The 18,300-nt window shown below is 64.7% G+C and carries 23 protein-coding genes and 1 tRNA gene; 19 read left to right on the top strand and 5 right to left on the bottom strand.

Annotated elements, in window-relative coordinates; all coding sequences use genetic code 11:
• Positions 1-73: 73 nt before the first annotated feature.
• From AL346_RS24985 to AL346_RS06920, 12 genes are all read left to right on the top strand, one after another.
• Entirely contained in the window at positions 74-1,333 is a 1,260-nt protein-coding gene (locus tag AL346_RS24985) for a hypothetical protein (protein ID WP_156332707.1), read from the top strand.
• Positions 1,334-1,719: 386 nt separating this feature from the next.
• Entirely contained in the window at positions 1,720-1,935 is a 216-nt protein-coding gene (locus AL346_RS25335; protein WP_019401213.1) for a helix-turn-helix domain-containing protein, read from the top strand.
• Positions 1,935-2,228 carry a hypothetical protein gene (locus tag AL346_RS06875; protein ID WP_019401212.1) on the top strand — a complete coding sequence of 98 codons (294 nt, stop codon included), beginning with the start codon at positions 1,935-1,937 and terminating at the stop codon, positions 2,226-2,228. Before AL346_RS25335 ends, AL346_RS06875 begins: the two co-directional genes overlap by 1 nt.
• Before the next feature lie 143 nt (positions 2,229-2,371).
• Positions 2,372-3,352, top strand: a complete 981-nt coding sequence (locus AL346_RS24560; RefSeq protein ID WP_082312448.1) for a DUF1376 domain-containing protein — start codon at positions 2,372-2,374, stop codon at positions 3,350-3,352.
• Entirely contained in the window at positions 3,349-3,756 is a 408-nt protein-coding gene (locus tag AL346_RS06885; protein WP_019401209.1) for a DUF6074 family protein, read from the top strand. The genes AL346_RS24560 and AL346_RS06885 overlap by 4 nt, the downstream gene beginning before the upstream one ends.
• Positions 3,757-3,858: 102 nt before the next feature.
• Complete coding sequence (locus tag AL346_RS06890) at positions 3,859-4,527, top strand: hypothetical protein (protein WP_019401208.1); 669 nt, start codon at positions 3,859-3,861, stop codon at positions 4,525-4,527.
• 45 nt (positions 4,528-4,572) lie between these two features.
• Positions 4,573-5,178, top strand: a complete 606-nt coding sequence (locus AL346_RS06895; protein ID WP_019401207.1) for a hypothetical protein — start codon at positions 4,573-4,575, stop codon at positions 5,176-5,178.
• Between the two features lie 57 nt (positions 5,179-5,235).
• Positions 5,236-5,502, top strand: coding sequence for a helix-turn-helix domain-containing protein (locus AL346_RS25340; protein WP_019401206.1), 267 nt, complete (start codon positions 5,236-5,238; stop codon positions 5,500-5,502).
• 10 nt (positions 5,503-5,512) lie between these two features.
• Positions 5,513-6,157 (top strand): head decoration protein, encoded by a 645-nt coding sequence (locus AL346_RS06905; protein ID WP_019401205.1) that lies wholly within the window; start codon positions 5,513-5,515, stop codon positions 6,155-6,157.
• Positions 6,158-6,169: 12 nt separating this feature from the next.
• The gene (locus AL346_RS06910) at positions 6,170-7,138 is read left to right on the top strand and encodes a hypothetical protein (RefSeq protein WP_019401204.1); all 969 of its coding nucleotides are present in this window, start codon (positions 6,170-6,172) and stop codon (positions 7,136-7,138) included.
• Positions 7,139-7,801: 663 nt separating this feature from the next.
• Positions 7,802-8,329 carry a Panacea domain-containing protein gene (locus AL346_RS06915; protein WP_019401203.1) on the top strand — a complete coding sequence of 176 codons (528 nt, stop codon included), beginning with the start codon at positions 7,802-7,804 and terminating at the stop codon, positions 8,327-8,329.
• Between the two features lie 133 nt (positions 8,330-8,462).
• Positions 8,463-8,687: a hypothetical protein gene (locus AL346_RS06920; protein ID WP_156332709.1), complete on the top strand. Its 225-nt coding sequence runs from the start codon at positions 8,463-8,465 to the stop codon at positions 8,685-8,687.
• A gap of 140 nt (positions 8,688-8,827) precedes the next feature.
• Here the strand turns inward: AL346_RS06920 and AL346_RS06925 are convergent, their stop codons facing one another.
• Positions 8,828-9,202, bottom strand: a complete 375-nt coding sequence (locus AL346_RS06925) for a hypothetical protein (protein ID WP_019401201.1) — start codon at positions 9,200-9,202, stop codon at positions 8,828-8,830.
• The gene (locus tag AL346_RS06930; protein ID WP_019401200.1) at positions 9,202-9,393 is read right to left on the bottom strand and encodes a hypothetical protein; all 192 of its coding nucleotides are present in this window, start codon (positions 9,391-9,393) and stop codon (positions 9,202-9,204) included. The genes AL346_RS06925 and AL346_RS06930 overlap by 1 nt, the downstream gene beginning before the upstream one ends.
• 256 nt (positions 9,394-9,649) lie before the next feature.
• On the opposite strand from AL346_RS06930, the gene AL346_RS06935 reads away from it, so the two are divergent.
• From AL346_RS06935 to AL346_RS06940, 3 genes are all read left to right on the top strand, one after another.
• Positions 9,650-11,911 carry a phage tail tape measure protein gene (locus AL346_RS06935; RefSeq protein ID WP_082312450.1) on the top strand — a complete coding sequence of 754 codons (2,262 nt, stop codon included), beginning with the start codon at positions 9,650-9,652 and terminating at the stop codon, positions 11,909-11,911.
• A gap of 108 nt (positions 11,912-12,019) precedes the next feature.
• Positions 12,020-12,616 carry a hypothetical protein gene (locus AL346_RS24995; protein WP_156332710.1) on the top strand — a complete coding sequence of 199 codons (597 nt, stop codon included), beginning with the start codon at positions 12,020-12,022 and terminating at the stop codon, positions 12,614-12,616.
• A gap of 196 nt (positions 12,617-12,812) precedes the next feature.
• Positions 12,813-13,850: a hypothetical protein gene (locus AL346_RS06940; protein WP_019402472.1), complete on the top strand. Its 1,038-nt coding sequence runs from the start codon at positions 12,813-12,815 to the stop codon at positions 13,848-13,850.
• Between the two features lie 10 nt (positions 13,851-13,860).
• On the opposite strand, the gene AL346_RS06945 is transcribed toward AL346_RS06940, so the two are convergent.
• The gene (locus AL346_RS06945) at positions 13,861-14,505 is read right to left on the bottom strand and encodes an SOS response-associated peptidase (RefSeq protein ID WP_019402471.1); all 645 of its coding nucleotides are present in this window, start codon (positions 14,503-14,505) and stop codon (positions 13,861-13,863) included.
• 152 nt (positions 14,506-14,657) lie between these two features.
• Between AL346_RS06945 and AL346_RS06950 the strand changes: the two genes are divergently transcribed.
• The 3 genes from AL346_RS06950 (at position 14,658) to AL346_RS06960 (ending at position 16,436) form a co-directional block, all read left to right on the top strand.
• A complete protein-coding gene (locus AL346_RS06950) occupies positions 14,658-14,897 on the top strand; it encodes a hypothetical protein (protein ID WP_019402470.1) in 240 nt (79 codons plus the stop codon).
• An 85-nt stretch (positions 14,898-14,982) separates the two neighbouring features.
• Positions 14,983-15,246, top strand: coding sequence for an AlpA family transcriptional regulator (locus AL346_RS06955; protein WP_019402469.1), 264 nt, complete (start codon positions 14,983-14,985; stop codon positions 15,244-15,246).
• Positions 15,247-15,272: 26 nt separating this feature from the next.
• The gene (locus AL346_RS06960; protein ID WP_019402468.1) at positions 15,273-16,436 is read left to right on the top strand and encodes a tyrosine-type recombinase/integrase; all 1,164 of its coding nucleotides are present in this window, start codon (positions 15,273-15,275) and stop codon (positions 16,434-16,436) included.
• Between the two features lie 49 nt (positions 16,437-16,485).
• Here the strand turns inward: AL346_RS06960 and AL346_RS06965 are convergent.
• A tRNA-Leu gene (locus AL346_RS06965) sits at positions 16,486-16,570 on the bottom strand.
• A gap of 219 nt (positions 16,571-16,789) precedes the next feature.
• On the opposite strand from AL346_RS06965, the gene hrcA reads away from it, so the two are divergent.
• Positions 16,790-17,959: a heat-inducible transcriptional repressor HrcA gene (hrcA, locus tag AL346_RS06970; protein ID WP_245303227.1), complete on the top strand. Its 1,170-nt coding sequence runs from the start codon at positions 16,790-16,792 to the stop codon at positions 17,957-17,959.
• A 10-nt stretch (positions 17,960-17,969) separates the two neighbouring features.
• On the opposite strand, the gene AL346_RS06975 is transcribed toward hrcA, so the two are convergent.
• A complete protein-coding gene (locus tag AL346_RS06975) occupies positions 17,970-18,290 on the bottom strand; it encodes a hypothetical protein (RefSeq protein ID WP_019402466.1) in 321 nt (106 codons plus the stop codon).
• Positions 18,291-18,300: the final 10 nt, after the last annotated feature.

Consider the following 18,300-nt stretch of genomic DNA (forward strand, 5'->3'; position numbering starts at 1 on the left):
CTATGTATACAGACCCTCAGACTGCAATATACTAATCTATTCGCCTTGAGGCGAATTCAAATGGAAGACGACGATGGCGAACCACGATAGAGTTATTCTTCAGCCTTCCGATCGCCTCATTGTTCAGCTTTTTAGCTCGGTTTCCGAGCTCCTAGATGCTGAATTTACGTTTTCCGTTGCGGGCGTCTCCGCCAGAATCAAGAAGGACGATGATAGCGCTAAGAAAATACTTAAGGATAATTTACTGATCATCTCAAACGGAAGCGTAAATTCCGGCGGAATTACGGTATCATATCAATCCAGAAGCATACCGAATAATAACTCGCTGATTCCTCATCCATATTATTCAACAATACGCATTAATGTTAACGAGCATCAAAGGCCAAGTGACGAAATGGTGCTCGAAACTCATGTCTTAATTGGTAAATTTCTCTCCAAGAACAACCTGATGCCAAGCAACATGATAAGCGACAGCGGATCTGAAATTTCTCCAAATATTGCTGTTCTTGCCGCACTTCAAACGTCGGCAGCAGATCAAATTGCTCGCACGAATGATTTCTTTGCTTCTCTTGCTGAAAAGTTTGATCAACGAAATAGCGAGTTGGAAGATCGATATAGATCCCGCGTGGAACAGCTAGAAAGCGAGTTTTCAGAAAGAGAGAGCGCGCTCCAGACGGATAGAAGCAAACTGGAAGAGCTACGAAAGGAATTGGACGATCGCAATAATACGCATGCCCGGCGAGCAATACGCGGCGAATTGATTCAAACTATTCAAAACAGACAAAAATCTTTCAGTATCTCTCCAGAAACAGCGAGACTTAGATCGCCAATTCACTTCATATTTTTGTCTCTTTTATTTATAACAATTACTGGAGTAATTTGGTCTCTGTACGTCTGGAGCTCAAATCCCACCGATATATGGGGCGCGATGACGGTTACTAGCGCGATCAAGACGGCCGTCTTCACTTTCGGCTTTCTGACCAGCGCCGGCCTATATATCTCTTGGATGAATCGGTGGTTTGATAAGCACGCTGAAGCGCAATTTCAGACAAAGCAATTTGAGATAGACATAAATAGAGCCACTTGGGCTGTAGAAGCCGCTCTTGAGTGGAAGAATATTCAAGGGGAACAGATGCCGGATGCTTTGCTGGCAGGCATCACAAAACATCTATTTGAAAACACGCCAGGAGAGACAGACGAGTACTCTCCACTTGAGGCAATCGCATCCAGCATCCTAGGATCCGCGGCCAACCTAAAGTTGAACCTTAACGGCAGCGAGGTCGCCCTGGATCGGAAGAGCATCAAGCAGATAAGGACCGCCAGCGATAGCTAGTCCCTCTAACTCTAGCGAGGGAGATGGTGCCCAGGAGAGGCGCAGGGAAAGAGCCGACAAGTCAAGGCGTTAGGAAAATGGGGTGCGGGAACGCTTCCCGATACAACCCGCTGCTTCCCGTACAGTTTCCCTAACCGCAAAGGACGATAGGCAGGGGCCGGCGCGCAATATGCGCCCGGCCCTTTCTGTTGCTGCCTTTTGGATTTCCAAATCTGGGAATAAAGCAAGGCGGAATTGCTCGCCGTTTCGAAGCATTCATTGATTTCGGCTATTGCCTTTTGTTCGTATTTAGCTTTTCCTGCCAGCACCGGCCATTGGCCCGATGGATGACAGGCGCGTATCGCGCCAACCGAAACTTTCGCTCGGCATCAATCGGAGATGGAATTATGGCCGATATTGCTTCCCCCAAGGTCGACGACGCTGAGCGGCCCGCGCCGCGCGCGTACACCATCCGTCAGGCGCAGGCCGTTCTCGGCGGGATTTCGCGGGCTGCGATCTACGCGATGCATCGGCGGGGGCAGGTCCGCTTCGCCAGGGCCGCCGGTCGCATCCTCATCCCCGTCGCGGATATCGCCCGCCTTCTCGGCGAAGGTGGCGAGTGATGGGCCGCCTCGACCATGGCCGAGCGAATGCGCGCGATCGGATGCGTCGGCAGGGCGTCGACCGCATTGACGACTTCGGCGCGCCGGCCGGCCTCGCGCCGCCCAAGCGGCGGAAGGCCAAGGCTGAGCTGCGCGCCGAGGCCGAAGCGGCCCTGGCCGAGGTCACGCGCATCGTCCGCTGCGTCGGCTGCGGCCATCAGGCCGCCGTCGCGATCCCGAGTGCGATGCTCGGCCGGCGCCTGCGGTGCAGCCGGTGCGGCACGGCTGCAAATGAAACGCCCGCCGCGCGGTGACGCGGCGGGCGCAAGGAACTTGCACATCGAGGAGCCAGAACGATGAGCAAAAAATCGTTCGCAGTCAATGATAAATCGTTCCGGGATCGGAACGATTGTGAGCCTGGCGCCCTCCTTGCCGACCTGCTGGGGAGGGCCGCGCGATGAGCAACGACAGGGCGCCTTGGTTTCGCATGTTCAGCGACAGGTGGAAGGCCGACACGCGCGGCCTGAACCAGCAGGAAAAGGGCATCTACGCGGACCTCCTCATGGAGATGCACGAGCGCGAGGCCCCCCTGTCCGACGCCTGGCTAGAGCAGGTGCGGAGCATCACCCGCGCCCGGCCGAAGACCTTCTTCGCGGCGATTGAGAAGCTGATCGCCCTCGGCCTAGTTGTCCGAACGGATGACGGTTTGTGGAGCCACTTCATGGAAAGCGAGATCGCGAACCGGCGAGGAAGATCGGAGAAAGCGCGTCGAAGCGCGAACAAATCTCGTCAAAATCCTGATCAAAATCCGGATTTTCAGCCGGAAAAAAGTGAACAAAATCAAAGGTCCGGCCCTGCTATAGAGATACAGACGGAGATTAAGAGGGAAGCCCCTAAAGGGGCTTCCTCTCATACCAACTCTTTTCAAAACAAGAACTGTAGCGGGGGAAGCGCGTCTGAGCGCGCTTCCCCCGACCCGGCGGAGAGGAAAGATTGTCCCTCGTCGGACGATATCCCGCCCTCGATGGCCGACATCGAGACCGTCGCGCTTGGGGCGCTTGAGGCGCCCCGCGCGACCTTCGACGGCGCGACGATCCCTCCGCCGGTCGATGATCCGTGCCGCGGGTGGGTGCCTGAGTACGCCCCCGCTGGCAGTGAAGATTACGCCGACGCGAACGCGCTTGCGGCGACCGCATCGGCGCGCCCGATGCTCGACGACGAGGAAGAATTCGAGGTCGACGAGGACGGCCGCGAATACCGCATCGGCCGCGACGACGGGTGCGGTAGGCACTTCGAGCCGGACGATGGCGACGCCACCGAAATCGACGAGCACGGCCGCGAGCGGCCGATCCGCGACAGCGCCGACGAAGAATGGCTGTCGGGCTGGCCCGATGATGCCGAGACGGAGAACGCGATGGAGAAGGAGCTCGCAGAATGACCGATCGTCAGCTCGAATTCACGTTCAGCGATGCCGCCCAGGCCGAGGCGCCGCAGCAGGAGCCGCGCCGGCTCGCCATCGTGCCGCCTAGCGCTGACGTTTTGCCGTTCCCGCTTGCCCGGCGGGTGCATTATCTGCGCCGCGTCGTCGACTGCCTCGGCGCCATGCCGAAGGGCGAGGCCGAGGCGAAATGGCGGGGACTTCTCAAGCGCCACCGCCGCCTCCGCCGTGAGCTCGGCATGGCAGAGGAAGCGATCGACGCCGACCTGCTGGCCTTCGCGGCGGCGGTGCGAAACCTTAGAGCCTACGTGGCTCCCGGCGGGCGCCGCCCCCGTCGCCCCGCGCCGACCGTCCAGCCGCCCGGCGGCGACCCCGTCCATCCGCCGCATCGGCGCGGGGCATAGGAGGCTGCCCGATGAGCCCAATTTCGATCCTCCGCCTCGTGCTCCTCTTCGTCGCCGCCGCGTTCGGCTTCCGGCCGGCGCGGCGCAGCCGGAGGGCGTGACGTGACCGATGACGAAATCGACACCATTTTCGCGCGCTGGGAGGTGCGCCAAGTCGACCCGGCCGAGGCCGGGCGGTCGATCGCCGAGGCGGCGGCGCGCGAAGCTCTCGGCCGATACGCACCGCAGTTTCTCGTCACCATCGCGGCCCAGCGCATCCTCCGCGACTTCGTCGCCAGCGCCGAGGCCGTCCGCGCCACGTTCCGAGAGCGAGGCCGGGCCATCCTTCGGATCGCGCCCCGCGAGCACGTCGATCTTGCCGTCGCGCTCGCCGGCGATCCGACGATATCGAGCGAGGAGGCGATCCGGCGCATCGAGGCCATTGCCGCTGCCGCGCCCGGCGCCGGCGACGACCGGCGCGGCGACCTGCCGCCGACGCCGAGCCTTCAGCAGGCCGTCGCGGATCATGCCCAAGAAGTCACCTCCGGCAGCTGGCCGCTGGCTGTGCGGCTGGCGGTTATCGAGCAGGCCATCGAGCGGACGACAAAGCGGCTCGGCTATCGCGACGAAATCCTCGTCGATCGGGTCCGTCGCTGCCTTCTCCACGACGCTGCTGAGGCTCACTTCCACGCCGCCCGCGACCTCGCCCTCGATGAGACCGTGCCCCTCGCCTCGGCCCTCGCTGTCCTCGACGCGCTCGCTGCCAAGTCCGGCGGCGGGCGTCCGAATTGAACCTGCGCGGCGCCGAAGTGCCCGCGCCAACAATGGAGCTGCACCATGACTGATCTGCACACTGACGCCCGTCGCCTTGCCCGCGGACACGCCCTTGAGGGCGATGAGCGCTTCCTGGCCGCCGTTGCCGCCGCCTTGGAAGTCCTCGGGCCGAATGCCCGGCGTGACGACATTCTCGGCGAGGCTGCGGCGCGCCGCATTCGCGAAGAGCGCGCCCAGCGCGACGAAGCCGTCGACGCGGCGCGGCGCGAGGGCGCCGCGGCCGAGCGGGAGCGCATTCGGGCGATCATGACAAGCGCCGAAGCCGAGGGCCGGCGAGCCGTAGCCGAGGCGCTGGCGTTCTCGTCCGACATGCCGGCCGCTGCCGCGATCGAGGCGCTGCGCTCGGCCCCGAAGGTGTCGGCGGCCGGTTGGTCGGAGCCGCCCCTCACCGCCGAGCAGCGCGCCCGCGCTGAGGCCGCGCTTGCGGGGCGCCGCGCCCGCGACGCGGACGGCGGGCTTGTCGCCTTCGACAGCAAGACCGGAGAGCAGGTCGCGGGAGCCGTCCTCACCGCCGGCCCCGACGACCTTCCCCGGCCGGGCGCGTCGAAGACGAAGGCGCTCTGGAAGGACGCGATCGCCTCGATGAACCGCGAAGCGAAGGCCGTCTGATCGATAGCGCGGCGGGCCGCGAAGCCCGCCGCCGCCATATCCGACCGAGGATCGCCGATGCCCGACGCACATGAGCCCTGGCCGCCCGAGGACATCGACCTCAACGACCCGCGCTGGCTGACCCCGAAGGAGGCAGCGCACATCGCTCGCGTCGACGAGAAAACGATCCGCAGATGGGCGCGCGAGTTCGATGTCGCGATCTGGACCCCGGCAGGCCGCTGCTGGATCGATCGCCGGCGCCTCTTCCGCCCGCAACCGCCGGAAATGTCCGGCCATGTCCGGTCCCCTGCGCCGCTGCGGCCCGGTATCGTCGAGGCCGAATAGGAGGCCCCGAATGACCGCATTCAGCGAACGCCGGCATCCCGGCGAAATTCTTCTCAGCGAGGCGGCCGGCAAGCGGGCGCGTGAGGGCACCACGGTCGCGCCGTCGCAGTCCTTCGCGGCCGGCGCCGTCCTCGCGCTTCTCGCGCTTGTCGAAAGTGCGTCCGTCAACGCTGCGGCCGGCGCCGCGAATGTCGGCGACGGGGCGCTGACGCCGTCCGATCCGCCCGTCTCGACGAAGGCGCGGCGCGGCGTCTACCGCGCGACCGCGACGGGCGCGACGACCTTCGCCGTCGAAGACCCGGCTGGCGTCATCATCGGCATCGCCGCGGTTGGCGAGCCGTTCGACGGCGAGCTGCGCTTCACGATCGCAGCCGGGGCCGAGCCGTTCCAGGCTGGCGACACTTTCGAGATCACGATCGATGTCGCACATCAGTCCGCCGCCTTCGATCCGACCGCGACGGACGGCCGCGAGCGGCCCGGCGCGATCGCCCTCGCCGGCGCGACGACCGGCGCCGACGAGACGGCGCGCATCACCGCCCTGATTGCGCACTGCGAGGTCAACGGGGCCGCCCTTGTTTGGCCGGAAGCCATTACCGCGCACGAGCGCGCCGTCGCGATCGGGGCGCTGCGCGCGCTCGGCATCGTGGTGCGATAGGAGGGCCGCCGAATGCTGTTCCCCGAGACCCTTCTGATCCATCTTCCTGACGAGAGCCGCGCCAAGGCCGAGGGCCTCGAAGAGGCGCGCGAGGCAGCGCACGCGGCCTATCTCGCGGCGTCGACCGCTGAGCGCGAGGCCTGGCAGGAGGCCGGCCTCGCCGAGGCCCGCGCCCGCGATATGGCGGCGATGCCGCCCGGCGTCGTTCGCGACGTCTCCTTCGCCGACGCCTACCGTGAGGTGCAGGTCGAGAAGACCAACGCCCCCGCTGCGGTGCCCGAATTCGTGCAGACTGCCCGGCGCCGCCATCAGCGTGCCCTTGCGGCGCGCGATCGGGCGGCCGAGCATTGGGCGCAGTTCGCTTTCGTCGAGGAGACGGCGCGCTGGCTTGAGCGTGCGGCCAGCTTCGGCATCGGCCGGCTTGAGCACTTCGCCCCCAAGCCGCCCAAGACCCGCGACTTCCCGGCCGAAATCGAGCGCATCCGCCGCGAGCTCGCGGCTCTCGACCACGCGTGGCGCGCCGCCGAGGACGCGCCGTGTCCCGCCGACGACCTGCTCGCGCGGGCGACCGCCGAGATCGACGAGATCGCCACGAGGGGCGCGCTGACCCTCGATCCGCGCTCGCGCGGCCCGGCGCCGCTTGGGCTCGCCGCGAAGCTGCGGGTCCGCACGATGCAGGCGCCCGCGCCGGTCGGCGAGGCGCCCGGGCTCGCCCTGCTCGGCGACCCTGGCGCCGTCCTCGCATGGCTCCATCGCGACGCTCTCGTCGAGCGCGTGCGCGAGATGGCGGCGGCTCTGCCGCAGCGCGGCGCCCTGTCGGACGACGAACGCGAAGCGCGCTTCGCCGAGATTTCGGCCCGGCGCCTTGAGCTTGAGCGGCTTGAAGAGGCCGCGATTGTCGCCGCGGAGGCCGAGGGCCGGATCATCGCCCGGCGTCGGGATGCCGATCCTCGGGCGATCCTCGAAGTGCGCGAAGAGTAGTCGCCGCCCCTGCTGCCGGGTCTGGTCCTTTCCCGGCGGCGAGGCAGGCGCGGCGGCCGGCGCGCCATCTCCTCGTGCCGGTCGCTTCGCCCCCACGCGGCTTCGGGCATGCCGCGGCGGGGGTAGGCGGCCGGCGGGCTCTTCCGCCGGCCGCCGATCATCCGCAGGGCGGGGAGGCAGGGCTTGACGCCGAATAGCGCCGAAATGGCCAGAAACCGCCCGAGAACGGCCGCGGCGCTTGGGCAGGCAGGTCGGGCCGGGGAAGGCGAAACGGCCGATGTCGGCTAGCGAGAAGGCGCGACGCGCGCTTTAGGTACCTTTTGGGGGGAGCGCGGCCTGCGGCGGCGCGGCGGCCCCAAATTCGCGTGTTTTTCAGCCGAGAGTTTCCCGCCTTCGCTTCGCCTTTTCGGAGCCTGACCGGCACGATCATCGCCGCGATCGCCACGAGAAGGGGCGACGCTACGGACGGCCGTTTCCTCGTGAGCCCCCAGTCTCGGGCCACTTCACCGCCAGAATCGTGTGCTCAGGTTGGCGAGAGCCGGCCGCGCCTCTTCCCTGCCTAAGGCGAGATATTGGGCCCATCGGCAATTGCCGCTCGATCCCGAAGACCGCCAAGGCGGGGAGTCGATTGATGTGGAACGACATTGAGCGTATATCCCGGATATGGACTTCGTCCTGAACAAAGAGAAGGCAGTGGAAGCCCTTGTGTACGTCGCCGCAAAGTTCCCCGGCGTCGGGCGCTTCCATGCGGCCAAAATTCTCTACTTCGCGGAGCGATTTCATCTGCGGCGCTACGGGCGGCCGATCCTCGGCGACCGATACATCGCAATGGACCACGGCCCGGTCCCGTCTTTCGCCTATGACGTTTTGAAAGGCACGGTTTACCCTTCAGACCGAAAGCTGATCGAAGGCGCACTGGTGACGAAGGATGGTTTTCACCATCCTGAATACGAAGCCAGCCGCGAGCCAGACATGTCACTCTTCAGCCAGAGCGATATCGAATGCCTGGACGAAGCTATTGAACATTGTGCCGGAAAGTCGTTCGGCGAGATATCCGACGAGACCCACGAACATGTCGCATGGGCGAAGGCCAATTTAAACGGGCCAATGAGCTACGACGACATGCTCGCAGGCGTTAGTGACGAGATCCTTGAGGACGCTAGGGTTTTCGCAGCCTATGGCGTTCTGTAAGCTCGGACATATCTACATTATCAGCACAAGCTTGACGAATCCGCCTAAGGCGAAGTTTGCGCTCTGCCTATGCATTGATAACGGCTTATTTGTTTGGATAAATACTGATCCTCGACTGCATGGACACGATCAGTTGCTGCTTCCGAGCGGATGCCATGAATTGATTCGGCATGACAGCTATCTCGATCTGTCGCGCGCGGTTGCTCATCCGAGCTTCGAACTCGACGAGGCGAAGGAGTTCGGCCGCATTGATGAAGATCTATGCCGGCAGATCATCGAGAGGGTTGAGGCCGGCCTGAAGGTACTGCCTGCTCGCTATGCCGAGATCTTTCTGACCAATCTGCGGAAATTGCTGTAGTCCGCAGAGACTATTGCGGCAGACAATTGGCGCCTTCCCCATTGCCGCGATCGGCATGTCCGGCACGATTTGTCATGGCATCGCCGCTCAGCGCTACAGTTTTCGACCGCGTTGCGACGCCTTCTGTCCCGGCCGTGACATCAGCCGATTACGTCATATCGATCTACGAGCGCGTTGACGGCATCAATCCCGCCGTCGAGCACGCGCCGCGTGATCAGCGCCAGAAGCTCTTCGGGCTCGCGATCGAGCCGGTCAGCGATTTCGTTCAAGCGCTGACGGTCGGCGTTCTTCCATCGAACGGTGATGACGTCGATGTGCTCGCCGCGCTTGCGCAGGCTCTTCAGACCACGGCTCCGCAGCACCTGTGCGACGACCGCGGCCGATGTGCCGCCGATCAGGAAGGCGATCTCGTCCGCGGTTCGACCATTTCCGGCGAGCCAAGCAGCGTATGCGACATCCGCCTCGGTCCACGGCCGACGCTTCGGCATCGTAGGCGCCGTCTTCGCCGCCGGCATCACGCCGCCCTCGTCATCGGCTGGCCGCCCAGGGCGAGTGCGACGCGGGCCGCGAGCGCGCGGGCGCGATGCCCGCGCCGCTCGGCAAGTTCGTCGCGCAAGATGCAAAGGCGGGCTGTGTCCCGCTGCGCGTGTGCCTCAACGAAGAACAATTCCAAGCGCTCGATCTTCAATCGCTGCAATGGACGCATAGGATATCCTCCGTTCCCTCGCTATCCGGGTAGCCTGCCGCCTGTTTCGCGTCAATGGAAGTGAATGTTTTCCAAATGCGGCGCTTTTATCCGAAATGAAATTTCCAATTCCAAATACCGATTGGCCTTTCCCTTTGAATTCTCGTCTCGAATAGAATGCAGTTCGCTGCTTTGGTATGATCTCCTCGAATATCAATTGATTTCTCGACGCGGCTGATTGCCCGAGTTTCGGGAAATCGAAGTCGAGGTAATTTCAATGGCGAGCAAAACCAGCACTTTGACGGTGCGCCTGATCGATGCCGTCACCGGGCCGGCGCGGGCCGCTGCCCGCGCGATCAAGGGCATCGGGACGGCGGTCGATCAGACCAATTCGCGGCGCCTTCTGATCGGCGCCGCCGTAACCGATCTCCAGAAGAACGTCGGCCGCGCCGCGCGCGACATCAAGCGGAACGTCGACACGCTGACGTCGAGTATGTCGATCCCGATGACGCTCGTCGGCGGCTTCGGCGCGAAGTCGGTCTACGAATTCGAAAAGATGTCGAACGCCGTCAAGGCGGTGACGGACATCACGGACGAGCAAAAGAAGTCCCTTCAGAGCTACGCGCAGGAGCTGAACAAGCTCTTCCCGTACAAGAACCGGGACATCATGTCGGCCGCCTTCGAGCTTGGCCGCGCCGGCTTCAAGTATGAGCAGATCATGGGCTCGCTGCGCGGGACGCTCAATCTCGCGCTCGCCGGCGATATCGAATTGCAGCGCAGCGCCGATATCGCGACCAACATCCTGACGGCGATGCGCCTCCCAGCGCAGACCGCCGAGGAGGCGGCGTCCTCGCTTCAGCGCGTCAACGACGTCATCGCCCACGTTGCATCGTCGAGTAACACCGACGTGGGGCTGATGGGCGACACGCTGAAGTATGTCGCGCCGATCGCCGCGATCGCGGGCGTCTCGCTTGAGGAGCTTGGCGCGGCCGGCATGGTCCTCGCGAAGGGCGGCATCAGGGGCGCCGAGGCCGGCGTCGCGCTGCGCTCGGCCCTGACGCGCATGGTCAAACCATCCCTCGATGCGCGGCAGGCAATGGCCGAGCTTGGGCTTTCCTTCGAGGACTTCGCGACCTCGTTCCGCGCCTTCTCGATCGACGAGCTTGCGGCCGGCCTGAAGAACGTCGGCTTCGATATCAAGCCCGTCATGGGCGAACTGCGCCGTAAGCTCGAAGGCAAGACGCTCGAAGAGAACAGGGGCGAAATCTACGAGATCATCCTTGAGACGCTGATCGGTGGCCTCAAGATCGACAAGCAGGTCGATCAGCGCAAGGTCGCCAAGTCTGTTTCGCGCTTCATTTCCAGCCAGGCCAACGAGCTGGACATGATCGGCCTCTTCGAGGCGCTCGTCGAGAAGGGCGTGACGCCGGGGCAGATGGCTCGCATCTTCGATCAGCGGCAGGGCGCGAGGCTGACGAACCTCCTGCGCGACACCTTCGGCACGCCCGAGCTGACGACGGCGCTCGAAGACATCGAGAAGAACGCCGCGGGCGCGACAGACCGCATGGCGGCCACGCGCATGGAAGGGATCGTCGGCGTCGTCGCGGCCCACGTCGCGGCGTGGGAGAACCTTTTCATCGCCATCGCGAGGTCCGGCGTCCTCGAAGCCGTGACGAACGTCCTGACGACGCTCACGGGCGCGCTTGAGCGCATGGCGAAGTCGAGCCCGGAGCTGCTGAAGTTCGGCACCTACGCCTTCATGGGCGTCGCGGCTCTCGGCCCACTGACGATCCTCTTCGGCGGCTTCCTCGCGATCCTGAGGGCGATCTATGGAACCATGTTGCTTATCTCGGGAAGCGCTGCCGGGACCATCGCGGTCTTCAGGGCCGCGGCCGGCCTTGGGGCTGCCACGGGCGGCGCGGCCGGCGCTGCCGGCGCGGCGGGTGCCGCAGCCGGCGCCGCGGGCAAGCGGGGCCTCCTGAGCCGCGTTCTGCGCTTCGGCGGGATGGCCGGCGTTGCCTGGGGCGTGAAGGACTTGCTCGGCCTCATCGACCCGAACGGCAACCTGTGGGGCGCGACGAGCGGGATTGATGATTTTTTCCTGCGCAACTTCGGCTTCAACCCCTCGAAGCTCGGCGGCGGCGGCGGCTCGACGATGCCGGGCGAGACGCAGGGCGAAGCGCGCGCCGAGCTGCGCTCGCGGCTCGAAGAGATCGACAGCAAGATCAGCGCGATCGAGGCGCGGACGCATCCTGCGATGCGGGGCGAGCCCAATCCCGACTTGGATCGCCTGCGCTTGGAGCGGGCCGGCCTCGCGAATGAGCTGGATGCGTCGGCCGCGGCGCGGGCCGCTGCTGAAGCGACCGGCGATGCGTTCGATGCGGCCTTGGACGAGCGGCTGAGGAAGACGGCCGAGATGGTCCGCCAGCGCGCGAGCCAGATGATGAACGACCTGTCCTTCACGGCGAGCCCAACCATCCAGCCGAAGATCAGCGGCGCGACGCTGCGCGGCGTCCATGCCGATACGGGCGTCGACTGAGGCCCTTTTGCTCTAGGCCGGCCACGCAAAAGTATGGCAATCGCCTTAGGGGGTGCCGTCTCGGCGCCCCCTAAGGCTGATGGCTAGGGTCTGAAGAGGGGGGGCATCATGCCAGGTGTTAGTGGCCGGGAAATTATCTCAGACACGACGGAGAAGTCGTTTCGAGCCCTCGTGCTTATTTCGGCAACCACCATTCTGACGAAGGCTTATGCGGTTCCGCTCGACGAAATGACGCTGTTTGGCGCGAAGCTCCCGCAAGCCTTGTTTGATGCTGCGCTCCTAGCGGCAGTCTGTGGCCTGCTCTATGTCTATGTCGTCAAATGGGCGGGGGATTTGGCTGCCTTCAGATTGTGGTTTTCGGACAGCTCACTATGGTCGGAGTTCGGCACCCATCAGAAGATCGATAAGAGTTTCATTGCCGGAGGAGTGAAATTGCTTCTCGCCCTGCACGAACAGGAGAAGATTGGAAATCTAAAACTGTCCAACCTGCCACCAGATATAAAGAAAGAATATGATGATTTTAAATTAAATGTTGAGCTATATGCGGTTCGCCTCGGTGCTGCGGGCAGGAAGTTCTCTATATTAACTTGCTTCGGACGCTTCTACATTTGGGTTCAGCATTTCATATTTCCGGTTGGATTGGCCGGTTATGCTATCTGCTTACTGATCAGGTTTGGAGACTTTAGTGCGCCAGCACGGCTCTAACGGCCGACAGCGTTTGAGCGCGCCAGGCGCGCTTTTCCACAGGAAAATCTCGTGCGCCAACAAGCTGCTGGTGCCTGAGCCAGCATTTGAGGCTCAACGGGCGCCCCCGGCCGATTAAAATGCTCCGGTGGCTTCGTTTCGGTCGCGGGCGGCTCGATGGCGCCCGCCCGACGCGAGATAAGGCCGGGGGGGCGCTATGGCTTTGGGGCGACTGTGGGCCGGTAACGTATTCGGCACCAATACGGGAAAGGTCTTCCTCCAATTGAGCGGCGAGGACACGGCGCTCATGGGGACGCTGCGCTTCAATGAAGAGGGCGTCGGCATCGTCCTGTATTCAGTCACCGGGAAATTCGATGGTCGCGAGCTGTCCCTTACAGGCGAACCTCAAACGCAAATTGAGGGCTACACCTTTGGCCGCCTGACGGCGATCGCGACCGTAAGCGCCAGGGGGACACTTGAGGGTGAGTGGGAAACCGAAGTCGGTTCGGCTGGCACCGTCATTCTCTTCCGCCACGACCGGCCCGAGGCCGGCGCCGCGCTCGACGGCTCGAAACCGGATCAGCTCCACACGGCCCGGCACCACTTTGACGCGATCGAGATCGACCGCGAGCAACTGATCGCCCTCGCTGAGGAAATCCAGCAGGATTTCACAGATCGTCAGGTCGTCGTCACCGTCGTCGCCCGCACCGAGCAATCCCGCTTCCTGCCCGATTTCAAGGCGCTCAGCTTCAACGAAGAGCGGGCCGAGATTGCCAAGCTCTACGTGCAGGAGCGAGGGCCGCGCGGCCTCGACAGAATTGTCTCCGTCGAATTTGGGCCCCACGTGAACGTTGCTATGACCCAAGGGGCCGATGAGGCGTGGGTCCTAGGGATGCTCGAAAAGCTCAAAGGCTATGTTCGCCCCTATGAGCGGAGCTACGCGACCAATTTCAAGCGACTGGGCTTCGGCATCAATCAAGTGCTCGCCGTGGGAACTATCGTCGCGCTTCCGGGCATCGCGACGCTTCTTGATCGGGCCATCTTGGCCGTAGCGGTCATTGCCCTGATGGCCGCCGTCGTAAAGCTCCACAACCACTATCTGCCCTTCGCCGCCATCTACCTGCGCGCCAAACCCCAAGGGCTTGCGTCGCGCATCGCACCAACGCTGCTGTCATGGCTGATTGCCGTCACGGCTGGCGTCGCCGCCACGCTTATCGCGGCCTATCTTCAGGGATCGCTCGGCCTGCCACGCTGACCGGCGCCGGCTACGAGGCTGGCGCCTCGACGATCGTGAGCATATCGTCGGTCAGCGGGCGTTGCAGGCGCTTCGCCTCCTCCCATGGCGCGGACAGCCACAGATCAATCTCCGCGGCCTCGGTCATGATGACCGGCATCGCCTTTTCGTGAATCGGCGCGACGACAGAATTGGGCTGGCACGTGAGGAAGCCGAACAGCTCGAAATCTCGGGCTCCGTCGCGGACCTTCTTCACCCCATGCCATCGCGTCCACAGGCCGGCGAAGCACATGAGCGGACGGTCGGCGTTTCGGGCAAACCATGCGTTCGGCGTCCGGCCGCCCTCGACCTTGGCGGCCGGGTTCGGCTCGGCAAACGACGTGAAGGGCACGACGCAGCGGCTCTCCGGGCCGAGCCATCGGCGCCAGTGCGGCGAGGCCGTGTTGCGGATGTTGGTGACGCCCGGATCGTAGTTCCGGACGAAGGCCGGCGGCGAGGGCATGCCCCAGGTCGCCATCACCATTTCGCGCTGCCCATCGGCCCCGACGCGGACGATCGGCGCGAGCGTGCCGGGATAGACATCGCGTGAGGGCTCATTCCAGCCCGCGCGATCCATGGCGCGCGTCAGCGCGAGGATCGCCTCCCGGTTGGTCGAGATGTTGTAGAGATTGCACACCGGGCGCCCCCCTTCCGTCGTCGAGCCGACAATGCCGCTTGACGGGCAAGCCAGTTTGTTCCTTTTTCGTTCCTGTTATGCCAGAGCGTAGCAGACCGAAACGACGTGGCGAAGGGCTCCCTCTTTCGAAGCTGAACGACGGGTTCAACTTCGTGCGGGTCGCCTGCGCGTGCTGCAAGCGCCGGCATCACTACTTCCCCTCGGACCTGCTGCGCATCTTCGGCGACATCGAGGTCGATGATGTGAGCGATCGGATGAGGTGCGAGGGCTGCGGCAATCCCTCGATGACGGTCGACATGATCTCGCCGATCGGTTCTGAGGCTGTCGGCCTGCGCATTCGCCGGCTCGTCGCCATCAAGGTGCAGCGGGTGCCCATCTGGCGCGAGGACTGACCGGGCGCCGGCCTGAAGCCGGCGCGCGGCCGGAGAGCCGCACCGCTTCCCCGTGAAGGTACGAGACCTTACGGGGGCTATTAGAATGAAGATCGATAGCGCCGCCGCCGATCGCCGTGACGTCCTTCCCCGATCGCTGCCGCCGCGCGGCGTCAACCGCGTCGAGGCGGCCCGATACATCGGCGTATCTCCAACCACCTTTGACGAGATGGTCAAGGACGGCCGGATGCCGAAGCCCAAGAGGGTCGGCTCCCGGACGATCTGGGATGTCCGCGCGCTGGACTTCGCTTTCGACGCATTGCCAACTGACGGCGCGCCCGCCGACGTGTGGGCGCGCATCGAAGTCTGAACGCAAGAATGAAGGACTGATCGGAAATGAAGATCAAGCTGAAGCACGTCTACCGTGAGGTAGACCGGCACGGGAAGGAGCGGTTCTATTACCGCTATGAAGGCAGGGGCTCCCGCATCCCGCTTCCCCATCCCGAGAGCCAGGAATTCCCCGACGCCCTTGCGGTCGCCCGGACGAAATGCGGCGCGCCGGCCGTCAAGCCGGCGCAACCCGAGAAGCAGAAGCTCGGCCGCAAGCCGAAGCCCGCGCCGAAGATGGGAAAGCCTGCGCCGGGCACGCTGCACGAGCTTTGCGTCCGCTACTTCAAGTCTCCTGACTTCATGCGGCTTGATGAGCGGACGCGGTATGTGCGCCGTCAGATCATCGAGCACTGCCTTCAGGAGCCCATCGCGCCCGGCGCGAAGGAGACCTTTGCGGAAGTCCCGCTTGATCGGCTGACGCCGAAGGCGATCCGCGTGTTGCGGGATCGCAAGGCGGACTTCCCCGAGGCTGGGAACAACCGCGTCAAGGCGTTCCGCCAGCTCTTCAAGTGGGGACTTGAGGATGAGGCCGAAGGGCTGGACCGAAACCATGCCCGCGATGTCGCCTATTTCCCTTCGTCGGGAGATGGCTTCCATGCTTGGACGGTTCACGAGGTCGCGCAATTCGAGAAGCGGCATCCGATCGGGACGAAGGCCCGCCTTGCGCTCGCGCTCCTGCTCTATACCGGGCAGCGCCGATCAGACGTCGTGCTGATGGGCCGGCAGCACGTCCGCGACGGCTGGATGCGCCTGACGCAGTTCAAGGGCCGGAAGCGCAAGCCGGTGACGCTTGAAATCCCGATCCTGCCTGAGCTTGCCGAGATCATCGAGGCCAGCCCGACCGGCGACCTGACGTATCTCGTGACCGAATACGGCCGGCCGTTCACGAGCAACGGCTTCGGGAACTGGTTCCGGGATCGCTGCAACGAGGCCGGCTTGCCGCAATGCTCCGCACACGGGCTTAGGAAGGCGGCAGCGGCGCGGCTCGCGGAGAGCGGCTGCACGATCCACGAGATCATGTCGATCACTGGCCACATGACGATCAAGGAGGTCGAGCGCTATACGCGCGGTGTCCGTCAGCGGGCGCTTGCCGGCGCTGCGGCCGACAAGGTCAGGAACATCCGGGAAACGCATTCTCCCGAACCTGCCCGGTTAGGGAAGGAAAGTTAGGGAATAATCTCACCTAATGCTTTGATTTTATTGATACTCTTTCAGAAAATGGTGCCCAGGAGAGGACTCGAACCTCCACGGCTTTCACCACTGGTACCTGAAACCAGCGCGTCTACCAATTCCGCCACCTGGGCCCATGTCAGGGCAGGCGTCTGTCTAAGCATGCGCCCCGGGCTTGTCAACGGCGCTTTTGCGCGGGCGCCCGCCGGCGCGGTGGACAATCGGCCGCAGCGGGGCGGGGGGCGCGGGCGCGCGGGCGCGCGGGCGCGCGGCTGCAGGGATCCACTGCAAGGTGCCGGCCGTTGCTTGAAAAGCCGCCGATCGGGGCCATAATCCCCAAGGAAGACAGGAGCATGACGGCCATGAACGTGACGCCACGCGGTGCCTTGCCCCCTGGCGGCTCCTCGCCGGGCGCGGGCGCGCATTCCGGCGCGGCCTCCGGCACCACCGCCGGCCCGGTGGCGGAAGGGCCGCGCCCGCTCGTCGAGCTCAACGAGCGCTCGCGCGAGATCTTCCGCCAGATCGTCGAGAGCTATCTCGCCACGGGTGAGCCGGTGGGCTCGCGGAACCTCTCGCGCATGCTGCCGCTGCAGCTCTCGCCCGCCTCGATCCGCAACGTGATGGCCGATCTCGAGCAGACCGGCCTCATCTACGCGCCCCACACCAGCGCCGGGCGCCTGCCGACGGAGCTCGGCCTGCGCTTCTTCGTCGATGCGCTGCTCGAGATCGGCGACCTCACGGCGGCCGACCGGGCCAATATCGAGAGCCAGGTGCGCGCCGGCACCGGCAGCGCCTCGCTCGACGGCGTGCTCGCCCAGGCGACGACGCTGCTGTCCGGCCTGTCGCGCGGGGCCGGCGTCGTCGTCACCACCAAGCAGAACCTGCGCCTCAAGCACATCGAGTTCGTGCGGCTCGACCCCGGCCGCGCCCTCGTCGTGCTCGTGGCCGAGGACGGCTCGGTGGAGAACCGCCTGCTCGACCTGCCGCAGGGCCTGCCCGCCTCGGCGCTGACCGAGGCGACGAACTTCCTCAACGCCTGCATCCGCGGCCGCACCTTGGGCGAGGTGCGCGAGGAGATCGACCGCCGGCGCGAGGAGATCGCCCGCGAGCTCGACGCGCTGACGGCGCGGCTCGTCGAGGCCGGCGTCGCCATGAGCGTCGGCCCGGCCGAGGAGCGCCAGCTCATCGTGCGCGGCCAGGCGAACCTGCTCGAAGACCTCCGGGCCGCCGAGGACCTCGAGCGCATCCGCCTGCTCTTCGCCGACCTCGAGACCCAGAAGGACGTGATCGACCTCCTCTCCCGCGCCGAGGAGGGCGAGGGCGTGCGCATCTACATCGGCTCGGAGAACAAGCTGTTCTCCATGTCCGGCTCGTCGATGATCGCCGCCCCCTTCCGCGACGGCACCCAGCACATCGTCGGCGTCGTCGGCGTCATCGGCCCGACGCGGCTCAATTATGCCCGCATCGTGCCGATGGTGGATTATACGGCGCGCGTGGTGTCGCGGCTGCTGGAGGGGCGGTAGGCGGCTCCCCTTACGGGAACAGCATCATCGCCGCCTCGGCTCCGGAGGTCTCGTCGAGGGCAATGAGCTCCACCGCCATGTCTGCGGCGGTGCCCGCACGCCAGCGGGCGAGCGCCGCCTCTGCCGCCGTCAGCGTCGCGAAGCGCACGGCGACGACCTCCTCCGGCCGGGCGGCGGCGGTCGCCGGCCGCCCGATGAAGAGGAGGCCGCCCTCGCCCCGGAGCGCGAGCCCCGCCGCATGGGCGAGGATGGCGTCGCGCACATGGGGCGCATCCGCACCGTAGCGGCACAGCACGATCGCAGGCGGTGAGCGGGCCGGTTGCGCGGCCATGGCGCCGCCC

The organism is Chelatococcus sp. CO-6 (assembly GCF_001271345.1).
Lineage (GTDB): Bacteria > Pseudomonadota > Alphaproteobacteria > Rhizobiales > Beijerinckiaceae > Chelatococcus_A > Chelatococcus_A caeni.

What these genes read in the sequence shown, in the direction of transcription:
- AL346_RS24985 (WP_156332707.1), top strand. Translation starts at nt 74, where the DNA reads ATGGCGAACCACGATAGAGTTATTCTTCAGCCTTCCGATCGCCTCATT.
- AL346_RS25335 (WP_019401213.1), top strand. Translation starts at nt 1,720, where the DNA reads ATGGCCGATATTGCTTCCCCCAAGGTCGACGACGCTGAGCGGCCCGCG.
- AL346_RS06875 (WP_019401212.1), top strand. Translation starts at nt 1,935, where the DNA reads ATGGGCCGCCTCGACCATGGCCGAGCGAATGCGCGCGATCGGATGCGT.
- AL346_RS24560 (WP_082312448.1), top strand. Translation starts at nt 2,372, where the DNA reads ATGAGCAACGACAGGGCGCCTTGGTTTCGCATGTTCAGCGACAGGTGG.
- AL346_RS06885 (WP_019401209.1), top strand. Translation starts at nt 3,349, where the DNA reads ATGACCGATCGTCAGCTCGAATTCACGTTCAGCGATGCCGCCCAGGCC.
- AL346_RS06895 (WP_019401207.1), top strand. Translation starts at nt 4,573, where the DNA reads ATGACTGATCTGCACACTGACGCCCGTCGCCTTGCCCGCGGACACGCC.
- AL346_RS25340 (WP_019401206.1), top strand. Translation starts at nt 5,236, where the DNA reads ATGCCCGACGCACATGAGCCCTGGCCGCCCGAGGACATCGACCTCAAC.
- AL346_RS06905 (WP_019401205.1), top strand. Translation starts at nt 5,513, where the DNA reads ATGACCGCATTCAGCGAACGCCGGCATCCCGGCGAAATTCTTCTCAGC.
- AL346_RS06910 (WP_019401204.1), top strand. Translation starts at nt 6,170, where the DNA reads ATGCTGTTCCCCGAGACCCTTCTGATCCATCTTCCTGACGAGAGCCGC.
- AL346_RS06915 (WP_019401203.1), top strand. Translation starts at nt 7,802, where the DNA reads ATGGACTTCGTCCTGAACAAAGAGAAGGCAGTGGAAGCCCTTGTGTAC.
- AL346_RS06925 (WP_019401201.1), bottom strand. Translation starts at nt 9,202, where the DNA reads ATGCCGGCGGCGAAGACGGCGCCTACGATGCCGAAGCGTCGGCCGTGG.
- AL346_RS06930 (WP_019401200.1), bottom strand. Translation starts at nt 9,393, where the DNA reads ATGCGTCCATTGCAGCGATTGAAGATCGAGCGCTTGGAATTGTTCTTC.
- AL346_RS06935 (WP_082312450.1), top strand. Translation starts at nt 9,650, where the DNA reads ATGGCGAGCAAAACCAGCACTTTGACGGTGCGCCTGATCGATGCCGTC.
- AL346_RS24995 (WP_156332710.1), top strand. Translation starts at nt 12,020, where the DNA reads ATGCCAGGTGTTAGTGGCCGGGAAATTATCTCAGACACGACGGAGAAG.
- AL346_RS06940 (WP_019402472.1), top strand. Translation starts at nt 12,813, where the DNA reads ATGGCTTTGGGGCGACTGTGGGCCGGTAACGTATTCGGCACCAATACG.
- AL346_RS06955 (WP_019402469.1), top strand. Translation starts at nt 14,983, where the DNA reads ATGAAGATCGATAGCGCCGCCGCCGATCGCCGTGACGTCCTTCCCCGA.
- AL346_RS06960 (WP_019402468.1), top strand. Translation starts at nt 15,273, where the DNA reads ATGAAGATCAAGCTGAAGCACGTCTACCGTGAGGTAGACCGGCACGGG.
- hrcA (WP_245303227.1), top strand. Translation starts at nt 16,790, where the DNA reads ATGACGGCCATGAACGTGACGCCACGCGGTGCCTTGCCCCCTGGCGGC.
- AL346_RS06975 (WP_019402466.1), bottom strand. Translation starts at nt 18,290, where the DNA reads ATGGCCGCGCAACCGGCCCGCTCACCGCCTGCGATCGTGCTGTGCCGC.